Genomic DNA, 25806 nt, shown 5'->3' with positions numbered 1-25806 from the left:
CTTGATCTGGGCTATGTCCGTAGCACGTTTATCACCCGCTAGTTGTTGTGTCAGTCAAAGGTAGAAAAGGTCAGTGACTAGGGATTGAATATGTTTGAGTTCGCCGAAGTGAGCGGTTGGCAATGGAGTGGCTGGTTATTGTGGGCAGCTGTGCTGTATCGAACCTATCCGCCGGAATTTTTTTCTAAGCTGCGTCAAGAAACCGGTTACCAGCATTTGGCGTTTTCCTCCGCGGTGGTGTTGTTTGCTTTATGGGCGCTTCAAGCAGGGATCAAAGAAGGGCTGGATATCCACTTTTTAGGCGTGACTACCTTAGCCTTGTGTCACGGCTGGCGCATAGCCATTTGGATTGCCACTGTGCCATTGGCGTTGATGGCGGTGTTTGGTTTTGCCCCCGTTGCTGATGTGGGCATGACCGCATTGACCACGGCAGTGCTACCTATCACCTTTAGTTATGGCATTTTCGCGCTCAGTTATCATTATTTAACTCGCCACCTGTTTATTTATATTTTTATCGCCGCTTTTATCGGCGCGGCGCTGACCATGGTATTCCAGCTGTCCGTGACATCGTTGTGGTACGGGCTGGCAGAGAGACATAGCTGGCAAGACATTGTCCATAACTATCTGCAAATCGCGCTCCTGATGTGGTTCCCTGAGGCGTTATTAAATGGCATGGCGGTGACAGTGATGGCGGTATATCGGCCTCATTGGCTACGCACCTTTTATGACCGTGAGTATTTATCACCTGAGCGTTAGTCCGTGTGTCAATGCGGCGATGACGGCAACATCTCGATGAAAAATGCCGCCAGTATTGACCGGCGGCGTGATCGATAACGGCTATCTCTGTGTTCGGTGGTAACTAAGTGTTAGGCGGTGACTAAGCCTTCTTTCGCATCGGCGGGAAGGATATCCATTGCATTACCGTAAAGTGGCGCGAGTGCTCGAATCACATCGGCGCGCGTGATCACCCCCACCAAGCGCTCGTCTTTCATCACCGGATAAATATAGGGACGCGATAAGGTCTGTGTTTTGGCCCGCTCTAACGCTGATTGGGTGGTAAAGCGGGTGGCAATGCCCGCATCACTGACCGGATAGAGCACTTGGTTATCAATGCTCATGTACTGCGCCAGCTCAATCACCGATTGGTCTGCCTCAACGGTTTGTACCTCGGTGCGCATCAGATCTTCAACTTTGGCATCCATGTCGGGTTGATAGTCATTCCACCATAGATCCACTAAGACATCTTGCACCGAGAAAAAGCCAACCAGTTGATTTTGGCTGTCTACCACAGGGGCGCCTTGAAGTTTGGTGCGGTTGAGCTGCTCTAGGGCGTCCGCCACAAATTGCTGGGCTTTTAAAGCACACTGAGCCGATTGCATGTTGTTTTTAATAGTTAAGGTTTCTTGGGTCATAATAGGTCTCTCAGAATAAGGCGCAGACGGGAGCGTCAATGCAGAAATGTGCGCGGTTTTGTGTTCTCTTTCTGGGTTGATAATCAGCCAATAGCCCATACCAACCAGGCCAGCGCCACCGACGATATTGCCAAGGGTGACGGGGATTAAATTGGCACTGATAAACTGGATGAGATTGACGTCATTAAAGGCCGCGGGGGAACTGCCCACCGCTTGCCAAAAGCTGTCTGGTGCGAAGGTGGCGATACTCATGCCCAAAGGCACCATGAACATATTGGCGACGCTGTGCTCAAAACCGGTGCTGACAAACATGGCGACAGGCAAAATCACCATGACGGCTTTAGTCAGTGGGTTTTGTGAGGTAAATGTCATCCAAATCGCTAAACAAACCAGTAAATTACAGAGCACGCCGAGAGAGAACGCTTGCAGCCAGCTGTGATGCAGTTTGTGCTGCGCAACGTGTAGGGCGTTGAGCCCCCATTGGCCATCATCAAGCTGATATAAACCCGCTGCCATCACGATCAGCACCAACAAGAGTGCGCCACATAAGTTGCCGACATACACCCTTGCCCAGGTATAAAGCAGGCTGCGCGTACTAATTTTGCCGTTGGCACGCGCGAGCATTGATAGCACCGTGCTGGTAAACAACTCGGCCCCACCGAGCACCACGAGGATCAGCCCCATGCTAAAGGCCAGTCCGCCCATCAGTCGGGTGAGCCCCCAGCCGGCATTACTGCCTGTGGTGACCGTGAGGTAAAACACGAACGCTAACCCGATAAATAGGCCTGCCATCATCGCCAGTCCGACGGCCATACGGGTGGATTTGCGCGACTTGCTCTCAGCGTATTGCTCGGCTTGCACCAGCAGTGCAGCGGGGCCGTCAGTGTGAATGGGGGTTACCATCGGCTGCCTCCTCTTTTGGCAATGGGTGCCCGACCTTGAAGACAAAAAAACATACTGGTTGTACTCCTTTTTAGACTGAATGTGAATAAATCCAGCCTATGCCTGTGGTTATCAGGAGTAAAATTGATATTTCTTAGGGTAATAATCACAAAAATTGATAGTCTGATGTCATCAAAGTCAGACAGTAAGGATCCTAGATGCGCTACTCACTCAAGCAGCTCGCTGTGTTTGAAGCGATTGCCGCGATGGGCAGTGTGAGCCGTGCTGCCGACCATTTAGCGTTAACGCAGTCGGCGACCAGCATGGCGCTTTCACAGCTTGAAAAGCTCCTCGGTAGGCCGCTCTTTGAGCGTCAAGGCAAGCAAATGCAGCTCACCTATTGGGGGGCATGGTTGCGACCTAAAGCACGACAATTGCTGTTTGACGCGCAACAAATTGAAGCCGGGTTTGATGGGCAGCACATTATTAGTGGTGATATTGCCTTAATTGCCAGTCAGACCGCAGCAGAACACCTGATTCCAGACCTTATCAGTATTATTGATAGTGATTTTCCCGAGTTGAGAATCGACTTTACGGTGAAAAATACCCAGAAGGTGATTGATAGTGTGCGCCGCTATCAGCACGACTTGGGGATTATTGAAGGGCGTTGTGACGACAGCCGGTTGAAGCAACAGGTGTGGTGTCATGACCATTTGGTGGTGGTGGCGGCCAAACATCATCCTTATGCACAACGTGACCAAGTCAGCCTCGCGCAGCTGGAGCAAGCCCAATGGGTGCTGAGAGAGCCGGGAGCGGGAACGCGGCATAGTTTTGATAGTGCCATTCATGGCGTTATCGAAGATCTTGATGTGCGCCGTGAGTATGAGCAGGTACCGGTATTACGTACCTTGGTAGCGAATTCCAATTATCTTAGCTGCTTACCATACCTTGATGTCGAGAAGTGGTTAGCACGCGAAGAGTTGGTAGCACTGAATGTGCCTGAGCTAAACATGCGACGTACCTTGTCTTTTATTTGGCGAGCGGATGCGGCGGATAATCCGTTGCGTGACTGTATTATCCGTGAAGCAATTCGAATGACCAAGGCGCGGCGACGTGAGATGTAAGGCGAAAAAGCCGGCTGCATGGCCGGCTTTATAGCGTTAACGCTTAGTAAGTGACACTGTGACCGTAACTGGCAATAATCTCTTTGACTCTGTCCATCACTTCTTTTGATGGGGGCGAGACATCTTGCAGCTCGTAGTCATGACCCAGCGCTTCCCATTTGTGCGCGCCGAGTTGGTGGTAAGGAAGTAACTCGACTTTTTCGATGTTATCCATGTTTTGAATAAATTGGCCGAGACGATGGGCGGAGTCGTCATCATCGGTGTAGCCAGGGACAACCACGTAACGAATCCAGGTTTTTTGTCCAATTTTTTGCAGGTACTTAGCAAAGTCGAGGGTTCGTCGGTTCGATACGCCGACCAAGTCTTCGTGGACGTGATCGTTGAGTTGCTTCAGATCCAGCATCACTAAATCGGTGGCATCAAGGACTTCATCAATCACCGGGGTGTGTTTGCGGATATAGCCGTTGGTATCTAAACAGGTGTGGATCCCTTCCGCGTTAGCGGCCCGGAAAAAGTCACGCACAAACTCGGGCTGCAACATGGCCTCACCGCCGGATGCTGTCACCCCGCCACCAGAGGCGGTGATAAAATGGCGATAGGCGCGCACGTCTTTCATGATCTCATCGACGGTCACTTCTTTGCCGCCGTGGGTATCCCACGTATCACGGTTATGACAGTATTTGCACCGCATCAAACAGCCTTGCATAAAGACAATAAAGCGGATACCTGGGCCGTCTACGGTGCCACAGGACTCAAACGAATGGATGCGACCAATTGTCGACATAGCTGTCTCCAGACTGCAAATGGCTATGCCGTTATTTTATTACAAACCCAGTCTGAAGATAAGGGAATTCCCTGTTTTTTCGCACTTCTCGCCATGGTGTTGCCCTCTAGTTGCATACCTGACTCAAGCTTGATCACAGTTCCAGTTTTTTATTGCCCAATGAGTGAGACGTTAACCAGATAAATTCCATGCAGATTTTGTGACTTTTCGTTTTTTTGTCCAAACTTACGTGCGACACGTCGCCAAAGCGATACATGCTTATGCCAGGTTGCATGCAAGCAAGGACATGCTTGGTGTCAGGCTAGGATCAAAGCAAATGCTAGGACTTATAATGAGAAAAATCAGTGATCTGAGAGTGAAAAATAAGCTTGTTGCACTAATGCTGGTTGCCGTTGTGTTGCTGGCAGGGATCAGCGCGTACACCATCAACAAAGAGCGGGAGCAGTCTTATGCTGAACGGACGGCTTCCTTGCGTGCCAATATTGAGGTGGCGCAAAGTGTGGTGGCCTATTATCGCCAGCAGGCACCACAAATTGGCGAAGAAGAAGCAAAGGCACAAGCGATCGCGCAGCTTAATAAACTGCGTTACGACGGGAATAATTACTTTTGGGTACTCAAGCCCGACCTCACCATTGTGAATCACCCGATCAAGCCCAAGCTAAACGGCACCAGTGCGGATGGGCTGACCGATGGTGACGGCAAGCACCACTGGCGTGAGATGGTACAAGTCAGTCAAGGCGCGCAGGGCGGCGTGCTCGATTACACCTGGCGTTCACCTGAGGGCGAGATGAAGCCGAAAATTTCCTATGTGAAACGCGTTGATGGCTGGAATTGGATTATTGGCTCAGGCGTCCATGTCAGTGATATTGAGGAGCGGGTGATACAATCCGCGTGGCAAATTGGAGGTTTAACCCTGTTATCTGGCGCTATCTTGCTGGTAGCGGGTGGGTTTGTCAGCCGCGATATCGTGGTGCCTTTGGATGAGCTGGTGGAAAAATTCGATCGCATTGCCGGTGGCGATCTTCGGGTCGAGTGTGGTTATACCCGTCATGACGAAATTGGCAAACTCGCTCGGCGAATGGATACCGCGATGAGCAGTGTCCGCGAGGCGCTGCGTGTTGCGCATGATGAAGCCAAGCAATCATCGACCATGGCCTCCTCCATAGCATCAGCCAGTGAGGAAAGTGCACAAAGCATTCAATCGCAGCGCGCACAACTTGAGCAGCTCGCCACGGCGATGAACGAAATGACGGCTACCGTGGCCGATGTTGCCGATCACGCTGAGCAAACCGCGCAAGCGACCAACGATATTTCGTCGATGGCGGAAGACAGCAACCACAAGCTAGATAGCACGGTGGCCAGTATCCGCAACGTTGCCGAGCGTATTGCCGCAGCGGATAAATTGGTGAATCAAGTGAAGCAAGGGGTGATGGAGATCAGTGATGTGGCGACGGTGATCCAAGGCATCTCTGAGCAAACTAACCTGCTGGCACTCAATGCGGCGATTGAAGCGGCACGAGCGGGTGAGCAAGGCCGTGGCTTTGCGGTGGTGGCCGATGAAGTGCGCTCGCTCGCTCAAGGCACGCAAAAATCGACCACTCAAATTCAAGGCACGATTGAATCGCTCACCAACAATGCGATTGAGGCGGCTGAGGCAATGACATCAAGTCATCAATCCAGTGAAGACAGTGTCAATACGGCGCTAGAAACCCAAGCGCAGTTGAAGGAAATGGTGAGTGCCTTACATGGCTCGAATGACCGCGTGGTACAAATCGCCGCGGCGGCAGAAGAGCAGGGGACGGTGTCGGAAGAGATGAACCAAAATGTGAGTAATATTCACAACTCGGCCAACGAAGTGAGCGGTGCGGCGTCGCACCTTGCCGAGCAAAGCCAGCTGCTTGCCGATTCAGCACGTGAGTTGGACAGTAAGTTGGACCGCTTTGAAGTGGGGTAATGGCTGATTGCGCCTAGCTGGCAGGTTAAACAACTGTTCGCTGGGCGTCGGCTCTTTGGAATTGCACCCGGACAAAGCAAGACATAGCGCTGTAAAGCGACAGACAAACAAAAACCGCCAGCATTGCCGGCGGTTTTTCTTTAGGCGTTAACCCTTATTTATCTCTTACAGTGAAGAGGTAAAGGTACGGGTAATCACGTCTTGTTGCTGCTCTTTGGTCAGCGAGTTAAAACGTACCGCGTAACCAGAAACACGGATGGTCAGCTGAGGATAGTTCTCAGGGTGCTCCATCGCGTCCAGCAACATTTCACGGTTCATCACGTTGACGTTCAAGTGCTGGCCACCTTCTTGACCGCTTTCGTGGTGGAAGTAACCATCCATCAAGCCTGCCAAGTTAGCGCGTTGTGCGTTCTCATCTTTACCCAGTGCATTTGGCACAATAGAGAAGGTATAAGAAATACCGTCTTTGGCGTGGGCAAATGGCAGTTTACCGACAGATGTCAGTGACGCAACCGCGCCTTTTTCATCACGGCCGTGCATCGGGTTAGCACCTGGGCCAAATGGCATGCCGGCTTTACGACCGTCAGGCGTGTTACCCGTTTTCTTACCGTATACCACGTTTGAAGTGATAGTCAGGATAGACTGGGTAGGCACCGCGTCACGGTAGGTCTTCAGTGAACGGATTTTGTTCATGAAGCGCTCAACCAGGTCACAAGCGATTTGGTCAACACGCTCGTCGTTGTTACCAAATGCTGGGTATTCGCCTTCGATATCAAAGTCGATAGCAATACCGTCTTCGTCACGAACAGGCTTCACTTTGGCGTATTTAATCGCGGCTAATGAGTCAGCTGCTACCGAGAGGCCCGCGATACCACATGCCATGGTGCGATACACATCACGGTCGTGGAAAGCCATCAGCGCCGCTTCATAGCTGTACTTGTCGTGCATGAAGTGAATGCTGTTTAGGGCAGTCACATACTGTTTAGCCAGCCAATCCATCAGGTGATCCATGCGGTCCATGACTTTGTCATAGTCCAACACTTCGTCAGTCATTGGCGCGTGTTCAGGCGCAACTTGGATTTTCAGCTTCTCGTCAATACCACCGTTGATGGTATAGAGCAGCGTTTTCGCCAAGTTGGCACGGGCACCAAAGAATTGCATCTGCTTACCAACAATCATTGGCGAGACGCAGCACGCAATCGCATAGTCGTCATTGTCAAAGTCAGTGCGCATCAGATCGTCGTTCTCGTACTGGATAGACGAGGTGTCGATAGAGACTTTGGCACAGAACTTTTTGAAGCCTTCAGGCAGCTGCTCAGACCATAGCACGGTGATGTTTGGCTCTGGGCTTGGTCCCATGGTGTATAGGCTGTTTAGGAAACGGAAGCTGGTACGTGAAACCAGTGGACGACCGTCAACACCCATACCGGCAACAGATTCTGTTGCCCAAATTGGGTCACCAGAGAAGAGGTCATCATACTCAGGCGTACGTAGGAAACGCACCATACGCAGTTTCATCACGAAGTGATCGATCAGCTCTTGGGCTTGCTCTTCAGTCAGCTTACCCGCCGCGATATCGCGCTCTACATAGATATCGAGGAAGGTAGAGGTACGGCCAAGCGACATGGCGGCACCGTTTTGGGTTTTCACTGCACCCAAGTAACCGAAGTATGTCCATTGAATCGCTTCTTGCGCGGTTTCTGCAGGACGAGAAATGTCACAGCCGTATCTTGCGGCCATTTCTTTCAATTGACCCAGTGCGCGATGCTGCTCTGCAATTTCTTCACGCAGTTGCATGGTCATTTGCAGATCTTCGCCGTTTTCGAATTTCTCTTGCAGTGAATCGAATTGGGCTTTCTTGTCTTTCATCAAGAAGTCGATACCGTATAGCGCAACGCGACGGTAGTCACCGATGATACGGCCACGGCCATATGCATCAGGCAAACCGGTCAACACGCCAGATTTACGGCACTTCATGATTTCTGGGGTATAAATATCGAAAACGCCTTGGTTGTGGGTTTTACGATATTCGGTGAAGATTTTCTTCACTTGTGGGTCAAGTTCGCGGCCATAGGCGTCGCATGACCCTTGAACCATGCGGATACCACCATACGGAAGCATCGCGCGTTTTAGCGGCGCGTCAGTCTGTAGACCGACAATCTGTTCCAGATCTTTCTCGATGTAGCCGGCGTCGTGAGACGTCAGGGTCGAAACCACAGACGTATCAAAATCAACCGGTGCATGCGTCGCGTTCTCTTGCTTGATGCCTTCCATCACGCGCGCCCACAGTTTGCGAGTGGCGTCAGTTGGCTCAGAAACTAGGAATGATTCGTCGCCCTCGTAAGGGGTATAGTTTTTCTGGATGAAGTCGCGAACATCAACTTCTTTGCTCCAGTTACCTTCAACAAATCCTTCCCATGCATTGGAAACGTGCTCAGACATGTTGCACCTACCTGTACTCTTTTCAAAAAGATATGTATTGGGACCAGGTTCAGTCATCGTATTTGTCAGTATGGCTGACGCCTGCGACCCATCGATTTATCCGGATACCCCGCCCGAAAGCGGGGCAATGTTATTACAACAAAGATGGAATGCCGGGAATCATTCCGACTGCCAACATGGCAGCAATACAAATGATCACTGTGGCGGTTGGAATCACCAGACGGTCAACGGTAGAGAGCGTTGTTGGGCGCTCTTTATCACCGATAAGGCCGTTGTTGTCCAAGAGCATAGTGACTGCCCAACCAAAGACTGGGTTAACAGCCATGGAGGCGAAAATACAAATACCCGCTGCTTGGCTCGACTTGGCGTCTTTCACCATCTGCATGCCTGCTTCAAGCAAGGGCAGGAACACACCCGATAGCAGCGCGATGGTCATCACTGGTGGCCAAGTGGCGACATCCATAGGGTAGCCAATCAAGGCAACGGCAATACATAACAGACCCAGTACAATGGCACCGCCAGGAATGGGTCGACGCGCAATCGCCGCCGGAATCATGTAGGTTCCCCACGATGAGGTGATGTTACCGCCACCCACAGAGGCACCAACCATTTGACGGATAGAACAACCTGTCATGGTGTCATCCACGTCCATCAATACTTTTTCGGCTTTCTTAGGATAATTTAGTTCCTGGAATATACGGTGACCAAGAAAGTCCGGTGACCACATCGCTACCGCGAGCAATGCAAATGGCAAAGAGGCGAGGAAGTGCGACAGGTTAGGAAGTCCTAGCTGCCAGCCTTGCTCGGTTGAGCCCCACCAGTAAACCGGATTGAGGTTAGGCACACCTGGTTGAGTAACGAACTCCAGTGAAGAGCCAGCACCGAGCGCGGTAGCAATCAGTCCGCCGGTGACCGCACACACGGGAATCGCGAGCCAGCGTTTACCGATGCGCGCCAAGAAGGCATAGATCACAATCGATACGGCGAGAATTAAAATGGAGATATAGCCCATATCAATCGCCGCGCCCCATGCGAGCAGACTCTCAATCTGGCCTTTTGCACCACCAAAGCCAAGGAAGATCAGCAAGCCACCGGCGACCCCTTGACTGGTCAAGTTAACTAATTTGGAGCCACCTTTGAGGTAACTGAGTATCAGGCCAAAGGCACCAATCAGAATCCCCAACGCCAATGGGTGAGCACCTGCTAACGCGATGGTCCCGACCAGTGGAATCATTGGACCATGGTTGCCGGCCAAGTTGGCGCGTGGGTTTATAAACCCGCACAACAGGACACAGAACAGAAGCGCTGGGATAAGCATTTCTACCCGCGCCACTTCAACGGCAAACGCTTTACCCAAGGTGATGTGATCCCAAGCGGCGGTTAAACCATCCGCCCAAGACATCATCACCGCAGAGTACATGGCGATAATGCCGATGGTACCCGCGAGCGCTGGGACAAGGTCTTCGATTTCAAAACGGAAGTCACGGCCAGGCAAGTTTAAGCCCCAACGGCGCGGACGCATAATTTGTAGTTCGTGATTCAGGTAGTCAGCGCGGGAGGCAAATGAAGAAGCCGGCTTGTGCTTCTTTTGATATTCGCTCTTTTCTTCGTGACTCACACTGCGGTCTTGAGCATGTGTTGCCATAATTTCCTCGTCGTACAGAAAGCAAACGCTTTCGAAACAGTGGCTTAGCCAGTCTTTATGTGTTGTTAACGCTGGCCTTGTGGCCGTGTTCTGTTTCGTTATCAGCATGCTAACAACAGGGGGGGCGCAGAATGTTGACTTAGATCATTACCGTGTAATTTTTTTACGTGCTACGCCCACTTGTGCCGAGGTTTTTGACCCTGTGTTCTTCTGGTCTCGCCGATAAACCAGCATTTATGTAATTTAATTACCAATCTAAGCGGCGAATATGTGCTACAAAACAGTAAGATAAACTCGCCTGATGTAAAGCGGACGTGGTGGCATCCTGAATCTGTGTCAATAAATAAAGACAGCCACCGCTTGCTCGCTGTAGTGAATAAAAAAGATAGGTTATAGTCGATATATTGTCCTCTAAAAATGGATCCTTATGGTGCGCCGATTGTTCCGCCTGTTTGTTTGTTCTCCCATGCTGATGCCAAAGTGGCGTTGTTTGAGCTTGGGTGTCTTGCTGTTTTGCCCTTTTATGGTTGTCAAGGCCGCGGGGGTAGAAACAGTGAGCGCAGCGATTCAAAACGGCGACTATCAATATGCGCTCACCGAGGTCGATACATTGCTGACTCCATCGGATCAGCAGGCGCTGGCACCCTCCGAGCGTGCGGAGCTGCAACGTTTGCAGGCTATCGCCCACCTTTACCTTGGTCAGCGTGCCGAAGCCTACCGAGCCTATCGTCTTGCATTGGCATTGAACGCGCTCAGCAAAGAGAGCGAGGCGGATGCGTTAACTGCCGTGATTAGCTTGGCGTTTCGAGTCGAGCAATATGAAGAAGTATTGAACTATGCCCGCCAGCTCCGCGATAAGCACACACTGCAGCCGACCTCTGCTCGCTTCGCGATGCAGGCTGCTTATGCCCTGTCTCGTTTCGACGTGGCGATTGAGTATGCGCGCCAGCTGAAAAAGCTCGGCGCGGAGGATGCATTTATCCTGCAAACCAAAGGGCTCAGTGAAGTGGCGCTATCACGCTTTAAGGCGGCGGCAGCGACATTCGATAAGTTGGTCAATCAACCCGATGTGGCCCCTCGTTGGTTAGAGCAGGCCGCACGCGCTCACGCTAAAGCGGGCTCGCACCAAGCGGCACGCCAGTATTTAGCGCGTGCCAATGCTGACATTGCCCTTTACCGGACTCTCTCCGCCGGGCAAATGGAGCTGGGGGCCTCACAGCAGGCATTGCTATATTGGCAACAGGGATTACAGCAATTGACCCGGCTACCCACTCGTGATGAACAGTTATTTCTGGTGCAGTGTTTGATTAAAACAGACCAGCGCGTGGCGGCGTTAAACCGGATCAGTGAAGTGAATTTGAGCGAGCCAGACAAGCAAACGCTCAAACTACAGGTGATGTTAGCGTATCAGCTTAATCATTGGCAGGAAGTGATTGATACCGCGCAAGTGGCGCTCTCTTATGGCCTGAAAGATGATCGTATGCTGTGGCAGTGGTTATCCATCAGTGCGATTAAAGCTGGGGACTATGCACTAGCAGACTATGCGCTAGAACAGTGGGAGGCGCGTGATCCTACCGGCCTTGCCGAGCGCTGGCGTGACACCTTAGAGCTACTTAAAGCGAAGCGAGCGAAACGTCGCGACGCGCGGCTGTCATAAGGTGAGAGGCTGCCTACTTTAAAAGCGCCACTGTCTTTTTTAGTAGGCGTTTAACTATGGTGTTCACAGTTTTGTTACGCACCGCTGATCGCATTGAAATGAAATAAATTGCACGTCTATCCCCTCCAACGCTAATTTTTGTCAGCTTTCACGATAAAAATAACCAGCTTTCTTCAAGTTAACTTCTATACTTACCTCGGTTAAAGCCGGTTTAGTACGGCTAATGGCTGACAAAGCAATTGTTGGTTTTTTCAGCAGTAAATTTTACGATTGACTTTTTATGCAGTAATAGTGACTATAATGAATGCGCTTTAAAGGTTAACAAAATGTTGCTCATTGCGTTGAGGGGTGATATTTTCAATCCATACTCAGTGCATTTGGTGCGCTTTAACCACAAACACAACAGATTTCACGGATGACAGGAGTTAGCGCATGACGGATGCTGTGGCGCTACAGGTAAAATCACTTAAAAAAAGCTTTGGGCAGCATCAAGTGCTCAAAGGTATTTCCCTCGACGCCCACCGCGGCGACGTGATTTCCATTATCGGCTCTTCCGGTTCCGGAAAGAGCACCTTTCTTCGCTGTATCAATCTGCTGGAAACCCCCACGGGCGGTGAAATTTGGGTCAACGGTGAGTTGATCAAAATGAAAAACAACCGTGCCGGTGAGCCCGTCCCCGTCAGTGACAAGCAAGTGCAGCGCATTCGTTCGCGGCTGGCGATGGTGTTTCAAGGGTTCAATCTTTGGTCGCATATGACGGTGCTGCAAAATGTTATTGAAGCGCCTGTGCATGTGCTAGGTGTGCCTAAGGCACAAGCGATTGAAGAAGCAGAAGCGTTATTGCACCGCGTAGGGCTTTATGAGCGCCGCGATTACTACCCAGGCCATTTATCCGGTGGTCAGCAACAACGTGCAGCGATTGCACGCGCACTCGCGGTAGAGCCAGAAGTCTTGCTGTTTGATGAGCCAACCTCCGCGCTGGATCCTGAATTAGTGGGAGAAGTGTTGGGTGTGATGCGCTCACTGGCTGAGGAAGGACGCACCATGCTGGTGGTTACCCATGAAATGAGCTTTGCGCGCGATGTCTCTAACCATGTGATGTTCTTGCACCAAGGGTTAGTAGAAGAGCAAGGCAACCCGAAAGAGTTGTTTGATTCGCCAGAATCAGAGCGTTTGCAGCAGTTTATCTCATCGATTTACTAATCTATTTATTAAAAATATCAATAGCATAACCATGCAATAGGGCAATGCCCTGACAACATCGTAAAAACGACAGGAGACAGGAAGATGAAAAAATGGCTAGTTGCCGCCGCTGTAATGGCCGCGGTTGGGTCAACCTCCGTAGCAGCCAAGGATTGGAAGGTCGTACGTTTCGGTATCGAAGGGGCCTATCCTCCATTTAGCTGGACCACCAACGAAGGCGAGCTGAAAGGCTTTGATGTGGATATGGCCAATGCGCTCTGCGAAGAGATGCAGGCAAAGTGTAAGATTGTGGCCCAGGATTGGGATGGCATTATTCCATCACTTCTGGCACGTAAATACGATGCCATTATCGCCGCGATGTCCATTACCGAAGAGCGGAAGCGAAAAGTTGACTTCACTAACAAATACGCGCTGATCCCTAATAAATTTGTGGCTGAAAAAGGCACGGATCTGACCTTTACCAAAGAGGGGTTAGAGGGCGTTAAAATTGGTGTACAACGTGCGACCACACACGACAAATACCTGACTGATAACTATGGTGACTCGGTGGATATCGTGCGTTACGGCACCTTTGATGAAGCCTACCTGGATCTAAAAGCAGGCCGTATTGAGTCAATCCTTGGCGATGCGTCGGCACTCCAGCAAGGGCTGCTCGACAAAGAGGGGGGTGACGAGTTTGCGTTCATCGGCCCGTCACTGACTGACCCTGAGTGGTTTGGTGAAGGCTTTGGGATTGCGACACGTAAGCAAGACAAAGAACTGACCAAGAAGCTCAACCAAGCGATCGATTCGTTGCGTGAAAAAGGCGTGTATGACGAGATTGCTGCCAAGTACTTTGACTACGACGTTTACGGCGAGTAATAGGCAGGCGGGCAGCATGAAAGTGCTGCCCGATTCATATGATTGATTTGAAAGGTTACGAGTGGTCCCTGCTTGAAGGCGCATGGGTGACCCTTCAGGTTGCGCTGCTCTCGTTAGGTCTTGCCATGCTACTGGGTATGCTGGGCGCACTGGCGAAACTCTCCAAATTTGGCTGGCTGCGTGGGATAGCGACGGTCTATACCACGGTCATACGCGGGATCCCTGATCTGGTGCTGATGATGCTGATTTTTTACGGCGGTCAAATGCTGCTGAACAACAGCTTGTATGGCATCAATGAGTGGCTTAACGAATACATGGCCGGTCAAAACCCCAATCACGACTGGACATCCTATTTACCTGACTATATTGATGTGAGCCCATTTATTGCCGGGATCCTAACCATCGGGTTTATCTTTGGTGCTTACATGGCGGAAACCTTCCGTGGCGCTATCATGGCGGTGGACGCTGGGGAAATGGAAGCCGCACGTGCTTATGGCATGAGCAGCAGTTTGGCATTCCGCCGTATTTTGCTGCCGCAGATGATCCGACATGCGCTGCCAGGCTTTGGTAACAACTGGCTGGTGCTGCTCAAAACCACTGCGCTGGTGTCGATTATTGGTCTTGATGACATGGTGCGAAAAGGCGCGTTGGCGGCCGGCTCAACTCAAATGCCATTTACTTTTTACTTTACCGTTGCACTGATTTTCTTGCTCTTTACCAGTATCTCGACCACGGGACTGCGCTGGATGGAGCGTCGTTTTAGCATTCACACGCGGTAGGTGACCATGGATTTTTCTCTCGTACTCGAAACCTGGCCGATATACTTAGAAGGCCTTTGGACCACCGTATGGCTGGTCGCCTCTGCGTTGGTGATTGGCTTAGTGGTCGCGGTGCCGGTAGCGGTCGCGCGTAATGCGCAATTCCCTTTATGGCGCTACCCAGCGTGGGCGTTTATTTATTTTTTCCGGGGTACACCGCTGTTAATTCAGTTGTATCTGATTTATTACGGCTTGAGCCAAGTGATCAATGTCGAGAACAGCTTGTGGCAGCACGCTTGGTTCTGCGCCTTGGTGGCCTTTGTGCTCAACACCGCCGCTTACACAGCGGAAATCATCCGTGGCGCGATTAATGGCCTCCCTAAAGGGGAAGTCGAGGCGGCGATCGCTTATGGCATGAGCCCCTATAAAGCCTTTTCGCGCATTGTGTTGCCGAGCGCGATGCGTCGTGCGTTACCCGCGTACAGTAACGAAGTGGTGTTTATGCTACACGGCTCAGCGGTGGCAGGGATTATCACCATTGTCGATTTAACCGGTGCCGCGCGGATAGTGAACTCTCGCTACTATGCGCCGTTCGAGTCGTTTTTGACCGCCGGCGTGTTTTATATGGCGCTGACATTTAGCATCCTTTGGATGTTCCGCTTAGCGGAGCGCCGCTTCCTACGCCATTTAAGGCCGCTTAGCTAGAATTTAAGGTGCTATTTTTTAGCACCTTATTAATCCCTCCTTTAGTCCGACATGCAAAATTGGCGAATCTTCAATGCTATAGTTAGCCGAGGTACTGCGATCTATATAGAGCGATAACAGCATGAAAATTGGAGAACTCGCGCGCCGATCAGGATTATCGGCCTCGCGTATACGTTTTTATGAACGCATAGGGCTTCTCAAAACAGTGACTCGTCAGTCAAATGGCTACCGACGTTATCCGCCGGAAGCACTAACTGTATTGTCTATGATCACTGCGGGGCAGCAAGCTGGCTTTAGTCTTGACGAGCTGAGAACGTTACTTCCAAGCAATATTTCTCAGTGGGATCATGCCAGTTTGGTAGCCACGCTAAAAAACAAAATATCCGAGCTGGCAGAACTTGAGAGAAAAATAGTCGCGAATAAAGCTCAGCTGGAGACGGTGTTAAATGATATTGCGGCCAAGCCGTATGACATGGACTGTGCTGAAAACGCACAGCGAGTGATGTCTCGGGTAGGATTAGTTTTATCATCGTCCAACCCTGAGCAAGATTCAGGAAAATAATCGACTAATTTGAGTTTGACCTTAAACCTTACTTCAACCTTAGAGTAGGAATTCTACTGAATGTGGAGTGTTGAATGAGGTCAATATATGCAAACAATAATGGGTGCTAACGGTCAGATAGGGCGTGAACTGGCAATTGCCTTGAAGCGAGATTATACCCAGTCGATTCGCTTAGTTAGTCGCCATCCCCAAAAAATTCACGATACAGATGAAGTCTTTCCTGCTGACTTACTTGATTCAGAACAGACGAAAGCAGCTGTTGCTGGCTCGAGTATTGTGTATTTGACCGCAGGTTTGCCAATGAGCCCGACGCTTTGGGCTTCTTCGTGGCCGGTGATAATGCGAAATGTTATTCAAGCCTGTATCACTCATAAAGCTAGCTTGGTCTTTTTCGATAATACCTATATGTACCCGCAAACTGCATCGCCGCTTGTCGAATCTACACCTTTTCGGCCAATTGGCGTGATGGGACGCGTGAGAGCGGAAATAGCCTCAATGCTATTGGCTGCGATGCAACAAGAACAAATAAATGCAGTCATTTGTCGAGCGCCGGAGTTTTATGGACCAGGAAAGACACAGAGCATTACGAACTCAGCCGTCATTGATAACTTGCTTAAAGGAAAACGAGCAACCGTATTATTGCGTGATGATGTGAAACGAAGTCTTATTTATACGCCAGATGCTAGCCGAGCGATGGCGTTGATTGGCAATACACCTGATGCGTATGGACAAACATGGCACTTGCCTTGTGATGATCACCGACTAACTTATTCTGAGTTTATTGCCTTAGCGGCGGATGTATTTGGCACATCTCCTCACTATCGAGTGGTGACATCGTTTCAACTACGTTTAGCGAGTTGGTTTGATAAGCGCTACAGATATATGAGAGAGCTATTGCCTCGTTACCAGACAGATAATGTGTTTGTTTCAGATAAGTTTAAGGCACGCTTTCCTGATTTTAGGGTGACAGAGTGGCGCCTCGGCTTAGCCAATATAATGAGTGAACGTCAAAAGGAGAGGGCATAATGGCTGGGACAGGAAAGACAAAGCGCTGGATGATCTATGGCGTCTATGGTTATACCGGACAGTTGATTGCGGAAGAGGCAGTGAGAAGAGGGTTTACCCCCATCCTAGCCGGCCGAGATCCTCAAAAAACAATAGAAGTGGCGAATGCACTAGGACTTGAATGCAGGACGTTTAGCCTAACTGATAAAGCGGAAGTTAAAAAGAACATTGCAGATATCGATATATTACTTAATTGTGCCGGACCGTTCTCAACGACGGCTGAGGTCATGATGGATATATGCTCACAGCTTGGTACGCATTATCTCGATATCACTGGAGAGATTGCAGTATTTGAACTGGCCCAAAGCTTTAGTCAACAAGCAAGACAAACAGGGGCTGTGATTTGCCCAGGCGTCGGCTTTGATGTTATTCCAACGGACTGTGTTGCCGCAATATTGAAGTTCGCTTTGCCAGATGCTACCCAGCTTTCTCTGGGCTTTGATTCGCGTTCAGGCTTTTCTCCGGGGACGGCGAAGACCTCAATAGAGGGGCTTGCGGACGGAGGAAAAATTAGAAGAAATGGTATTATTCGCACTGTGCCATTGGCCTACGATGTAAAAAAAATTGACTTTGGCAATGGCGAAAAGTTAGCAATGACTATTCCTTGGGGGGATATATCAACGGCTTATCACTCTACGGGGATACAGAATATAGATGTATATATTCCAAGCTCTGAGAAGATGGTTCGTCAGGCTCGGCGCGCTAACCTGATTCGTCCTTTACTTAAGCTGAGTATCATACAGTCTTTGGCTAAATTTTGGATATCCAAAAAGGTAAAGGGGCCTAGCCATAAAGAGAGGGAGCGTTATCCTACTTATGTGTGGGGTGAAGCGACTAACGCTAATGGTGACACGGCTACCGCTCGAATTAAAACGGCAAATGGCTACCATTTGACAATGATAGGGGCGATTGAGGTTGTCTCTTTTCTGCTAGAAAATGGTTGTGTTGGTGGTACTTATACGCCTTCTCAGCTGATGGGGGCCGATTTTATAGAGCGTTTATCGGGAGATGAATCCATCATTTTATCCTAATTGCTAAACCGAATACCGCAGCCTTCTTATGCTGCGGTATTTATCGTTGAATGACAGATTAATCGTTTGATCGTGTCGCCAACGACAGATCAATCATGCTGATTTAAAGGTCGCCCAAATCGGCGCGTGATCTGACGGTTTTTCAATCGCTCGGAGCTCGTAGTCAATGCCAGCATCGATGCATTGATTCGCCAGATCTGGAGTGGCCAGAATCACGTCAATACGCAGGCCGCGGTTATCGTCAAAGCCGCGTGAGCGGTAGTCAAACCACGAGAACTGATCGTTCACGCTAGGATGCAGGGCTCGGAAGGTGTCAACAAACCCCCAGTCCATTAGAGTGCCCAGCCACTCACGCTCTTCGGGTAAGAAAGAGCACTTACCGGTGCGTAGCCAGCGTTTGGCGTTTTGCTCACCAATGCCGATGTCATCGTCTTTCGGGCTGATATTAATGTCGCCCATCACCACCAACTGCTCACTCGGATCACGGTCAGCTAAATAGGTCATTAAGTCTTGATAAAACTTACGCTTGGCGGGGAATTTGGTTTCATGGCTGCGGTTTTCCCCTTGCGGGAAGTAACCGTTAAGCACAGTGATTGGCTTGCCGTTTTCGTCTTCAAAGGTCGCCATGATCATCCGGCGTTGAGCGTCCTCATCATCAGTAGGAAAGCCTTTTTGCACGCTGATAGGGGACTTTTTACATAGCATTGCCACGCCATAATGGGCTTTTTGGCCATGAAAGTGCACTTCGTAACCCATCGCTTCGACATCCGCGAGCGGGAAGGCGTCGTCATGAACTTTGGTTTCTTGTAACCCGATCACGTCAGGTTGATGCTTTTCAATCAAGGCTTGCAATTGATGCAAACGAGCACGAATACCATTGATATTGAATGAAATGATTTTCACGTGTGAGGCTGCCTTTGTTGTCTTGTTAATAGCAAGACACTTTACCAGCTTAGTTCAATGAACGGAAAGGCGGCCTCTATCTCTGTAGGTTATGGAAACGCGCGATATTGTCTAAGCGTTAGTGCGCAAGAGAGAATTCACCTAAGCATTCGCCTTGGCTAAAAATGGCGCCAAGCTCGGTGCTAGGATCAAACTGTAGCGTCGGTTGGGATAGTGTCGGTAGGCGATGGAGCAAGTGCTTGAGGATAATATCCCCATTAAATTGATGAATCGCGACCTGCCAGTTGGCAAGATTAGGGAGTGAAAAGTTAACTATCAATGGCGTTCCTTACTGTTTTGGTTGTGTTGTTAGCGGTTTTAGTTTGTGTTTGTGCACGGCGTAAATGATACCAGTGACGCAGTCTGCCGTTAGTAGCGGCCATATTTTATCTCCATGAGTTAAATGATTATTGCTCTGCCCCCTCAGTGGTTATCCGTCATAGGCCGCGCAGATGCGTCGGTTTCTTTTGGGGTGAACGATCACCATTAATACAGTGATACCCACCAATGAGTGATAGCAAAAGGGGTGTTAACGGGTTATCAATCTAGGAAAAAGCGAAAGTGGATTGCTGCAGAGAGTCTATGCGGGAAATAGCGTGGTCTGTCTCGACTTTGACTTGATGTCTTTTGATGCTCCGTATCTAGAGCTTTGATCACACTACAGCATTTCTTACGGATGTAAAGGGCTTTTTAGACCGCAACGAGATAGCGATAGTGCTGTTTTTGTCATTCTAGCCACTATTCTACTTGCTGTTTGATTTGACATATGGTTTTTCATATATATGATTTATCGTATATATTGAAAAGAGAAAATGCAGATTTGTCAAACGCTTAGTTTTTACAAGGCTTTATCCGAGCCCACTCGGCTGACCTCTCTATTGTTGCTCTCACAGCATGGTGAGTTATGTGTATGTGATCTGATGGAGGCGTTAGCCCTAAGCCAACCAAAGATTTCTCGGCATTTGGCGGAGCTACGTAAGCACCAATTGGTTGTCGGAGAGCGTCGAGGAAAGTGGGTCTATTATCAGCTTCATCCTGCATTACCCGACTGGATGGTCGGTATTTTGCACACTACCGCTATCAACAACCCTTCACTTCTCTCGCCTTTCACTCCAGTGATGCAGGGAAAAACGGTGTGTGAGGATCATCAATAGTTAACCTCTCGCATCATGATGGGTGCCTGTTATTCAACGTCAGTAATCACCAAGGATTTGTATTATGTCTCAATCTGAAACCTGTGCGCCGTCGGCCGCCCAAAAGATGGGTTGGCTTGATCGGTATTTAACGGTATGGATTTTCCTCGCTATGGCCATAGGGGTCAGCATAGGGTGGATTTATCCAGAAGTGGCGACCCTCAGTGAGCGTTTATCGGTCGGCAGCACCAATGTGCCGCTGGCGATTGGCTTGATCTTAATGATGTATCCGCCACTGGCAAAAGTGAATTATCGTTTATTGGGCTCGGTCACGCGCGACAAAAAAGCCATCACGCTGTCGCTGATCATGAACTGGGTGGTCGGTCCTATTCTTATGTTCGCGCTGGCGGTGCTATTTTTACGTGATGAGCCAGGGTACATGGCGGGAGTGATATTGATTGGTCTTGCCCGTTGTATCGCCATGGTCTTGGTGTGGAACGATATCAGTGGCGGTAACAAAGAGTATGGCGCAGCCCTAGTGGCACTGAATAGTTTATTTCAGATCCTGACTTACAGTGTGATGGCATGGCTATTTATCACCGTTTTACCCCCCATGCTGGGTCTACAAAGTTTTGTGGTGGATGTCACCATGGGCGACATCGCGAAAAGTGTGCTGATTTACTTGGGTATCCCTTTTTTAGCGGGTTACCTATCACGTGCCGTGTTGGTCGCTAAAAAGGGCGAGCAATGGTACGAAGATGTCTTTCTGCCACGTATCTCACCGATGACGTTAATTGCTTTGTTGGCGACCATTGTGTTGATGTTTAGCCTCAAAGGGGAAGCGATTATTGCGTTGCCGCTTGATGTGCTGCGTATCGCTGTACCGCTAGTGACCTACTTTGTGTTGATGTTCTTTATTAGCTTCTTTGTGGGCAAAAAATTGGGGATCCCGTATGACCGTAATGCGTCAATTGCGTTTACCTCATCCGGTAATAACTTTGAATTAGCCATTGCGGTGGCGATCGCGGTGTTTGGTATTCACTCTGATCAAGCCTTTGCAGGGGTAATTGGGCCGCTGGTAGAAGTGCCCGTGTTAATTGCCTTGGTGAATGTCGCGCTAAGGATGAAGCGGCGCTATACGATTTAACATGAAGCTTTTATGAATTCCTGCCTGGCACCGTTGCATGTATGCTTGGGTTTATTAATATATGCATATCCATATGTACATTTGGGAAAGCGTTATGAGAGAGCCTATGTTGCCTCACCAGTTTTTCAAATTATTGGCCGATGAAACACGTGTGCGGTGTTTACTGCTTATTGCCCGTGAAGGGCAGTTATGTGTGTGCGAACTGACTGAAGCGCTAGATACCTCGCAGCCGAAGATCTCACGCCATTTGGCGCAACTGCGGGCCAGTGGTTTGTTGGTTGATACGCGCCAAGGACAATGGGTGTTTTATCGCTTAGCCGCTGACTTACCCGGTTGGATGCGCAAACAAATTCAAGGGCTGGTGGACTCCAACTGCCTAAAAGACACTTATCAAGAAGATCTCACGCGGCTTGCCAAGATGGCGTCTCGCCCCACCTGCTGTGTGTAAAGGAGAAAGCAATGACAATTAAAGTCGGGATCAATGGGTTTGGCCGTATCGGCCGTTTGGCTCTGCGTGCTGCGTTTGACTGGCCAGAGCTCGAATTTGTCCACATTAATGACGTGGCGGGAGATACGGAAACACTGGCGCATTTGCTGGAGTTTGATTCGGTACAAGGGCGTTGGCATCACGCGGTGAGTGCAGAAGGCAACCGCGTGCAGATTAACGGTCAAACACTGACGACAAGCCAAGAAAAAGCGATTGATGCAGTCGATTGGTCAGGCTGCGATGTGGTGATTGAGGCCACAGGAAAACACCGTGACGCGGGTTTGCTGCAAAAATACTTGGACCAAGGCGTAAAGCGTGTGGTTGTCTCTGCGCCAGTCAAAGATGAGCGAGTGGCGAATATTGTGGTGGGAGTGAATGACGCGATATTTGATCCCAGCAAACATCGAATCGTCACTGCGGCGTCGTGTACCACGAACTGCTTGGCTCCGATTGTGAAAGTGATCCATGAAAAACTGGGAATTGCGCAGTCGACCTTCACCACCATTCATGATTTAACCAATACTCAAACGATTTTAGATGCGCCGCATAAAGACTTACGTCGTGCCCGCGCGTGCGGTATGAGCTTGATCCCGACCACGACAGGATCGGCGACCGCCATCGTGGAAATTTTCCCGGATCTAAAAGGCAAGATTAACGGCCATGCAGTGCGTGTCCCCCTCGCCAATGCGTCGCTGACGGATGTGATTTTTGATGTGGAAACCGATACCACTGCTGATGAGGTGAACGCCCTGTTGCAAGAGGCCGCGGACGGCGAGCTTAACGGCATTCTTGGCTTTGAGGCGCGTCCGTTAGTCTCGATTGATTACCGTGGCGATCAGCGCTCCACGATTGTCGATGGTTTATCCACCATGGTGGTGGGTAAGCGTATGGTCAAAATCTATGCGTGGTATGACAACGAAATGGGGTATGCCACGCGCACCGCAGAGTTGGTGCGCAACGTCGGCGGCGTTGATAAGTAATCGCTTTTTTATAGGGTAGCGATGCGTGCCCAGTGCCGCATCGCCCTTTTTTGTATGTGAATCGATGACCACTATGTTTGCTCAATTAAGCCAATCCGTGCGCCAGTATATGCTGGTCACCTTTAACTATTGGAATTTTACCATCACCGACGGTGCACTGCGGATGCTGGTGGTGCTGTATTTTTATGAGCTGGGCTACGGCACGTTAGAAATCGCCTCGCTGTTTTTGTTTTACGAATTCTTCGGCGTGGTCACCAACCTTATCGGAGGCTGGTTAGGGGCTAGACTGGGCCTCAATCGCACCATGAATATTGGCCTTGGCATGCAAATTATCGCGCTTGCCATGTTAGCCGTGCCAGCCGTTTGGCTCACCATTCCATGGGTGATGGCTGCTCAAGCCTTGTCTGGGATTGCGAAAGATCTGAATAAAATGAGCGCCAAAAGCGCGATTAAAACCTTGGTGCCTGACAACGCAGAGGGGGCGCTGTTTAAGTGGATTGCGATCTTGACGGGCTCGAAGAATGCACTCAAAGGCGTGGGCTTTTTTGTCGGTGGCGCGTTGCTTTCTCTGATTGGCTTTCAGTACGCGGTGGCGGCGATGGCTGGCGTCTTGAGCCTCGTGTTTATCGGCAGTGTGGTGTCGCTCAATGCGGAGTTGGGGAAAGCCAAAAGTAAGCCCAAGTTTTCGGAAATTTTTTCTAAGTCTCGTAGTGTGAATATCCTCTCAGCGGCACGGATGTTCCTTTTCGGCGCGCGAGATGTTTGGTTTGTGGTGGCCTTGCCAATTTATCTTGGCACCACATTTGGTTGGAGCCACAGTGCTGTGGGCGGCTTTCTTGCTCTTTGGGTGATTGCCTACGGCATGGTGCAAGGGATTGCGCCGAAAATCACTGGGCGCCAATCTGGCCATTCGCCGGGTGGCAAGGCGGCGCTCGGTTGGGCATGTTTACTGGCGGTGGTGACGGGCATTATTGCTTATGCAATTGGCGAGCAGTGGCATCCGCAAGGGGTGATTATCGTCGGGCTTATGGTGTTCGGGGCGATATTTGCCGTTAATTCCTCGCTACATTCCTACTTGATTGTCAGCTATGCCAAAGGTGACGGCGTGTCCCTGGATGTGGGGTTCTATTATATGGCAAACGCCATGGGACGCTTAATTGGCACCGTGTTATCCGGTTGGGTGTTCCAAGTATGGGGACTCGCCGCGTGTCTTTGGGTGTCTTTCGCATTTCTAGTTCTAACTACTGTGATTTCGCTAGGGCTACCCAGCACGGCTGTCTCGACAGACCAAGCTTAAATAAACAGGGGTAGCATGGATATGCTTACCCCTGTTTCAAACTACGTTTACTCGTTGAGCATATTGCTGATTTTCTTCTGCAGCTCTTTATCTTCACGTGCTTGACGAAAAACAGCGTTATATTCTTCTATCGTCAGGCCCGTTGCCTCAATCGCTTGCGCCATTTCTTTTTGGGTCTCCGCCATTAGCGCTTTCGCCTTTTCTTCACTGCGAATGCTCTCAAGCTTGCTTTTGTAATCTTTTGAGATTGAAACCACCTGTTCAGCGGCCTCTGCGTAGCTGCTTACCACTTGGTCGGTCAGCTGATCCGCTGACAGTTCGTTTGTTTCGTTGGCAGCGAAACTTGGCAGACTGGCTGCAACAACAAACGCAAAAGATAGGGTCGCTAGTAAACGTTTCATCAATACTCTCCTTTTATTCATCACGGTCACCCTAAAAGAGATGGAGAGTGATGGTCAAACGCGAACAAGCAATCAGACAAATTCTCACAAGACCATGACATTGTTGATAGTGTAAGGGTTGTTCAGCTTTTTCGAATAACTCCAACAAGTTGCTCTGCCGACTTTCCTTAGCGCGCTTCTTATACTGCTGATAGTAAAAAAGGAGGACATATGGGAAAACTGATAGACGGTATTTGGCATGATGTATGGTATGACACCAAGTCGTCGGGTGGTCGATTTGTCCGTGAAGACGCGGGCTTTCGTCATTGGGTGACCGCTGATGGCCAAGCTGGACCAAGTGGCGATGCGGGCTTTAGCGCTGAATCAGGCCGCTATCATCTGTATGTTTCTCTTGCTTGTCCATGGGCACATCGCACCCTGATTATGCGCCATTTAAAAGGACTTGAGCCTCATATAGCGGTTACGGTCGTCGCGCCTGAGATGCTAGAACATGGCTGGACGTTTTCTGAGCCAGAGCCGCTGTATGGATACGACTATGCCCATCAGCTCTATACCCACGCGAAGCCTGATTACACCGGTCGAGTCACCGTTCCGATTTTATGGGATAAGCAAACTCAGACGATTGTCAGTAATGAATCCGCCGACATTATTCGAATGTTCAATTCGGCGTTTAATGGTATGACGGGCAATCATGACGATTATTACCCAGACAACCTGCGTGCGGCGATTGATCAGTGGAACGAGTTTGTTTACCCCAATGTGAATAATGGCGTGTATAAATGTGGCTTTGCCACCGAACAAGAGGCTTATGAAGAAGCCTTTGATCAGTTATTCACTGCATTGACGGTGTTGGATGATCATTTAAGTCGCAATCGTTATCTTGCCGGAAATCAGATTACTGAAGCAGACTGGCGGCTGTTCACCACGTTAATTCGCTTTGACCCCGTCTACGTGGGCCATTTTAAGTGTAATAAGCAACGTATTGCCGATTACTGCAATTTATTCTGTTACATGAAAGAGTTATTCCAAGTGCCAGGCGTGGCAGAGACAGTCGATATGCACCATATCAAAACCCATTATTATTACAGCCACGGCAACATTAACCCGACGCGCATTGTGCCGAAAGGACCAGAGCAAGACTTGTGGTCACCGCATGGCCGCGCATCACTCGCATCTCACGCGGAATGATGAAGTTATCACCGCAAAAGCAACGAAAAAGGGCCAGCAAATGCTGGCCCTTAAAGATGGTGGTGGAGGAAGGATTCGAACCTTCGAAGGCTGAGCCGTCAGATTTACAGTCTGATCCCTTTGACCGCTCGGGAACTCCACCATGG

24 protein-coding genes and 1 tRNA gene are annotated in these 25806 nt (G+C 49.9%); 17 read left to right on the top strand and 8 right to left on the bottom strand.

The window, feature by feature from the left end; genetic code table 11:
- Window positions 1-90 precede the first annotated feature (90 nt).
- Window positions 91-756: an energy-coupling factor ABC transporter permease gene (locus tag BZG25_RS04485; RefSeq protein WP_077638580.1), complete on the top strand. Its 666-nt coding sequence runs from the start codon at window positions 91-93 to the stop codon at window positions 754-756.
- A gap of 110 nt (window positions 757-866) precedes the next feature.
- Here BZG25_RS04485 and focA read toward each other — a convergent pair whose 3' ends face one another.
- Window positions 867-2315 carry a formate transporter FocA gene (gene focA, locus BZG25_RS04480; RefSeq protein ID WP_077638579.1) on the bottom strand — a complete coding sequence of 483 codons (1449 nt, stop codon included), beginning with the start codon at window positions 2313-2315 and terminating at the stop codon, window positions 867-869.
- 197 nt (window positions 2316-2512) lie between these two features.
- Between focA and BZG25_RS04475 the strand changes: the two genes are divergently transcribed.
- On the top strand, window positions 2513-3418 hold the full coding sequence (locus tag BZG25_RS04475) for a LysR substrate-binding domain-containing protein (protein WP_077638578.1): 906 nt from the start codon (window positions 2513-2515) through the stop codon (window positions 3416-3418).
- Between the two features lie 43 nt (window positions 3419-3461).
- On the opposite strand, the gene pflA is transcribed toward BZG25_RS04475, so the two are convergent.
- Window positions 3462-4202 carry a pyruvate formate lyase 1-activating protein gene (gene pflA, locus BZG25_RS04470; RefSeq protein ID WP_077638577.1) on the bottom strand — a complete coding sequence of 247 codons (741 nt, stop codon included), beginning with the start codon at window positions 4200-4202 and terminating at the stop codon, window positions 3462-3464.
- A 331-nt stretch (window positions 4203-4533) separates the two neighbouring features.
- Between pflA and BZG25_RS04465 the strand changes: the two genes are divergently transcribed.
- Window positions 4534-6156: a methyl-accepting chemotaxis protein gene (locus BZG25_RS04465; RefSeq protein ID WP_241828647.1), complete on the top strand. Its 1623-nt coding sequence runs from the start codon at window positions 4534-4536 to the stop codon at window positions 6154-6156.
- Between the two features lie 165 nt (window positions 6157-6321).
- Here the strand turns inward: BZG25_RS04465 and pflB are convergent, their stop codons facing one another.
- Both pflB and BZG25_RS04455 read right to left on the bottom strand, forming a co-directional pair.
- Window positions 6322-8598 carry a formate C-acetyltransferase gene (gene pflB / locus BZG25_RS04460; RefSeq protein WP_077638576.1) on the bottom strand — a complete coding sequence of 759 codons (2277 nt, stop codon included), beginning with the start codon at window positions 8596-8598 and terminating at the stop codon, window positions 6322-6324.
- Window positions 8599-8731: 133 nt separating this feature from the next.
- A complete protein-coding gene (locus tag BZG25_RS04455) occupies window positions 8732-10243 on the bottom strand; it encodes a DUF3360 family protein (RefSeq protein WP_046073649.1) in 1512 nt (503 codons plus the stop codon).
- Between the two features lie 427 nt (window positions 10244-10670).
- Here BZG25_RS04455 and BZG25_RS04450 point away from each other — a divergent pair, with 427 nt between their 5' ends.
- The 8 genes from BZG25_RS04450 (at window position 10671) to BZG25_RS04415 (ending at window position 18085) form a co-directional block, all read left to right on the top strand.
- On the top strand, window positions 10671-11900 hold the full coding sequence (locus BZG25_RS04450) for a lipopolysaccharide assembly protein LapB (RefSeq protein WP_077638575.1): 1230 nt from the start codon (window positions 10671-10673) through the stop codon (window positions 11898-11900).
- A 432-nt stretch (window positions 11901-12332) separates the two neighbouring features.
- Window positions 12333-13103 carry an ABC transporter ATP-binding protein gene (locus tag BZG25_RS04445; protein ID WP_069361038.1) on the top strand — a complete coding sequence of 257 codons (771 nt, stop codon included), beginning with the start codon at window positions 12333-12335 and terminating at the stop codon, window positions 13101-13103.
- Between the two features lie 84 nt (window positions 13104-13187).
- Window positions 13188-13964 (top strand): ABC transporter substrate-binding protein, encoded by a 777-nt coding sequence (locus tag BZG25_RS04440; RefSeq protein ID WP_046073646.1) that lies wholly within the window; start codon window positions 13188-13190, stop codon window positions 13962-13964.
- 38 nt (window positions 13965-14002) lie between these two features.
- Entirely contained in the window at window positions 14003-14743 is a 741-nt protein-coding gene (locus tag BZG25_RS04435) for an ABC transporter permease (RefSeq protein WP_046073645.1), read from the top strand.
- Window positions 14744-14749: 6 nt separating this feature from the next.
- Window positions 14750-15427 carry an ABC transporter permease gene (locus tag BZG25_RS04430; protein WP_046073644.1) on the top strand — a complete coding sequence of 226 codons (678 nt, stop codon included), beginning with the start codon at window positions 14750-14752 and terminating at the stop codon, window positions 15425-15427.
- 121 nt (window positions 15428-15548) lie between these two features.
- Entirely contained in the window at window positions 15549-15989 is a 441-nt protein-coding gene (locus BZG25_RS04425) for a MerR family transcriptional regulator (RefSeq protein WP_046073643.1), read from the top strand.
- Window positions 15990-16076: 87 nt separating this feature from the next.
- Window positions 16077-17015 carry an NAD-dependent epimerase/dehydratase family protein gene (locus BZG25_RS04420; RefSeq protein ID WP_046073642.1) on the top strand — a complete coding sequence of 313 codons (939 nt, stop codon included), beginning with the start codon at window positions 16077-16079 and terminating at the stop codon, window positions 17013-17015.
- Window positions 17015-18085, top strand: a complete 1071-nt coding sequence (locus tag BZG25_RS04415) for a trans-acting enoyl reductase family protein (protein ID WP_046073641.1) — start codon at window positions 17015-17017, stop codon at window positions 18083-18085. The genes BZG25_RS04420 and BZG25_RS04415 overlap by 1 nt, the downstream gene beginning before the upstream one ends.
- A 93-nt stretch (window positions 18086-18178) precedes the next feature.
- Here the strand turns inward: BZG25_RS04415 and xthA are convergent, their stop codons facing one another.
- Together xthA and BZG25_RS04405 are read right to left on the bottom strand one after the other, a co-directional pair.
- Window positions 18179-18988 carry an exodeoxyribonuclease III gene (xthA, locus tag BZG25_RS04410; protein ID WP_046073640.1) on the bottom strand — a complete coding sequence of 270 codons (810 nt, stop codon included), beginning with the start codon at window positions 18986-18988 and terminating at the stop codon, window positions 18179-18181.
- Window positions 18989-19106: 118 nt separating this feature from the next.
- The gene (locus BZG25_RS04405) at window positions 19107-19307 is read right to left on the bottom strand and encodes a hypothetical protein (protein WP_046073639.1); all 201 of its coding nucleotides are present in this window, start codon (window positions 19305-19307) and stop codon (window positions 19107-19109) included.
- Between the two features lie 532 nt (window positions 19308-19839).
- On the opposite strand from BZG25_RS04405, the gene BZG25_RS04400 reads away from it, so the two are divergent.
- From BZG25_RS04400 to arsJ, 5 genes are all read left to right on the top strand, one after another.
- The gene (locus BZG25_RS04400; RefSeq protein WP_198535204.1) at window positions 19840-20181 is read left to right on the top strand and encodes a metalloregulator ArsR/SmtB family transcription factor; all 342 of its coding nucleotides are present in this window, start codon (window positions 19840-19842) and stop codon (window positions 20179-20181) included.
- 64 nt (window positions 20182-20245) lie between these two features.
- On the top strand, window positions 20246-21307 hold the full coding sequence (gene arsB / locus BZG25_RS04395) for an ACR3 family arsenite efflux transporter (RefSeq protein ID WP_077638574.1): 1062 nt from the start codon (window positions 20246-20248) through the stop codon (window positions 21305-21307).
- A 106-nt stretch (window positions 21308-21413) separates the two neighbouring features.
- Window positions 21414-21755 (top strand): metalloregulator ArsR/SmtB family transcription factor, encoded by a 342-nt coding sequence (locus BZG25_RS04390; protein WP_077638573.1) that lies wholly within the window; start codon window positions 21414-21416, stop codon window positions 21753-21755.
- Window positions 21756-21766: 11 nt separating this feature from the next.
- Window positions 21767-22774, top strand: a complete 1008-nt coding sequence (locus tag BZG25_RS04385) for an ArsJ-associated glyceraldehyde-3-phosphate dehydrogenase (RefSeq protein ID WP_077638572.1) — start codon at window positions 21767-21769, stop codon at window positions 22772-22774.
- Window positions 22775-22847: 73 nt separating this feature from the next.
- A complete protein-coding gene (gene arsJ / locus BZG25_RS04380; RefSeq protein WP_077638637.1) occupies window positions 22848-24071 on the top strand; it encodes an organoarsenical effux MFS transporter ArsJ in 1224 nt (407 codons plus the stop codon).
- Window positions 24072-24118: 47 nt separating this feature from the next.
- On the opposite strand, the gene BZG25_RS04375 is transcribed toward arsJ, so the two are convergent.
- Entirely contained in the window at window positions 24119-24472 is a 354-nt protein-coding gene (locus tag BZG25_RS04375; protein ID WP_046073635.1) for a DUF4168 domain-containing protein, read from the bottom strand.
- A 210-nt stretch (window positions 24473-24682) separates the two neighbouring features.
- Between BZG25_RS04375 and BZG25_RS04370 the strand changes: the two genes are divergently transcribed.
- Window positions 24683-25660 (top strand): glutathione S-transferase family protein, encoded by a 978-nt coding sequence (locus BZG25_RS04370; protein WP_077578545.1) that lies wholly within the window; start codon window positions 24683-24685, stop codon window positions 25658-25660.
- 57 nt (window positions 25661-25717) lie between these two features.
- On the opposite strand, the gene BZG25_RS04365 is transcribed toward BZG25_RS04370, so the two are convergent.
- Window positions 25718-25802, bottom strand: a tRNA-Tyr gene (locus BZG25_RS04365).
- Window positions 25803-25806: the final 4 nt, after the last annotated feature.

Source organism: Salinivibrio sp. ML198 (genome assembly GCF_001996015.1).
Taxonomy (GTDB): domain Bacteria; phylum Pseudomonadota; class Gammaproteobacteria; order Enterobacterales; family Vibrionaceae; genus Salinivibrio; species Salinivibrio siamensis.
Note: the sequence above shows the minus strand (reverse complement) of the source record. Positions and strands in the feature narration are given on the sequence as shown.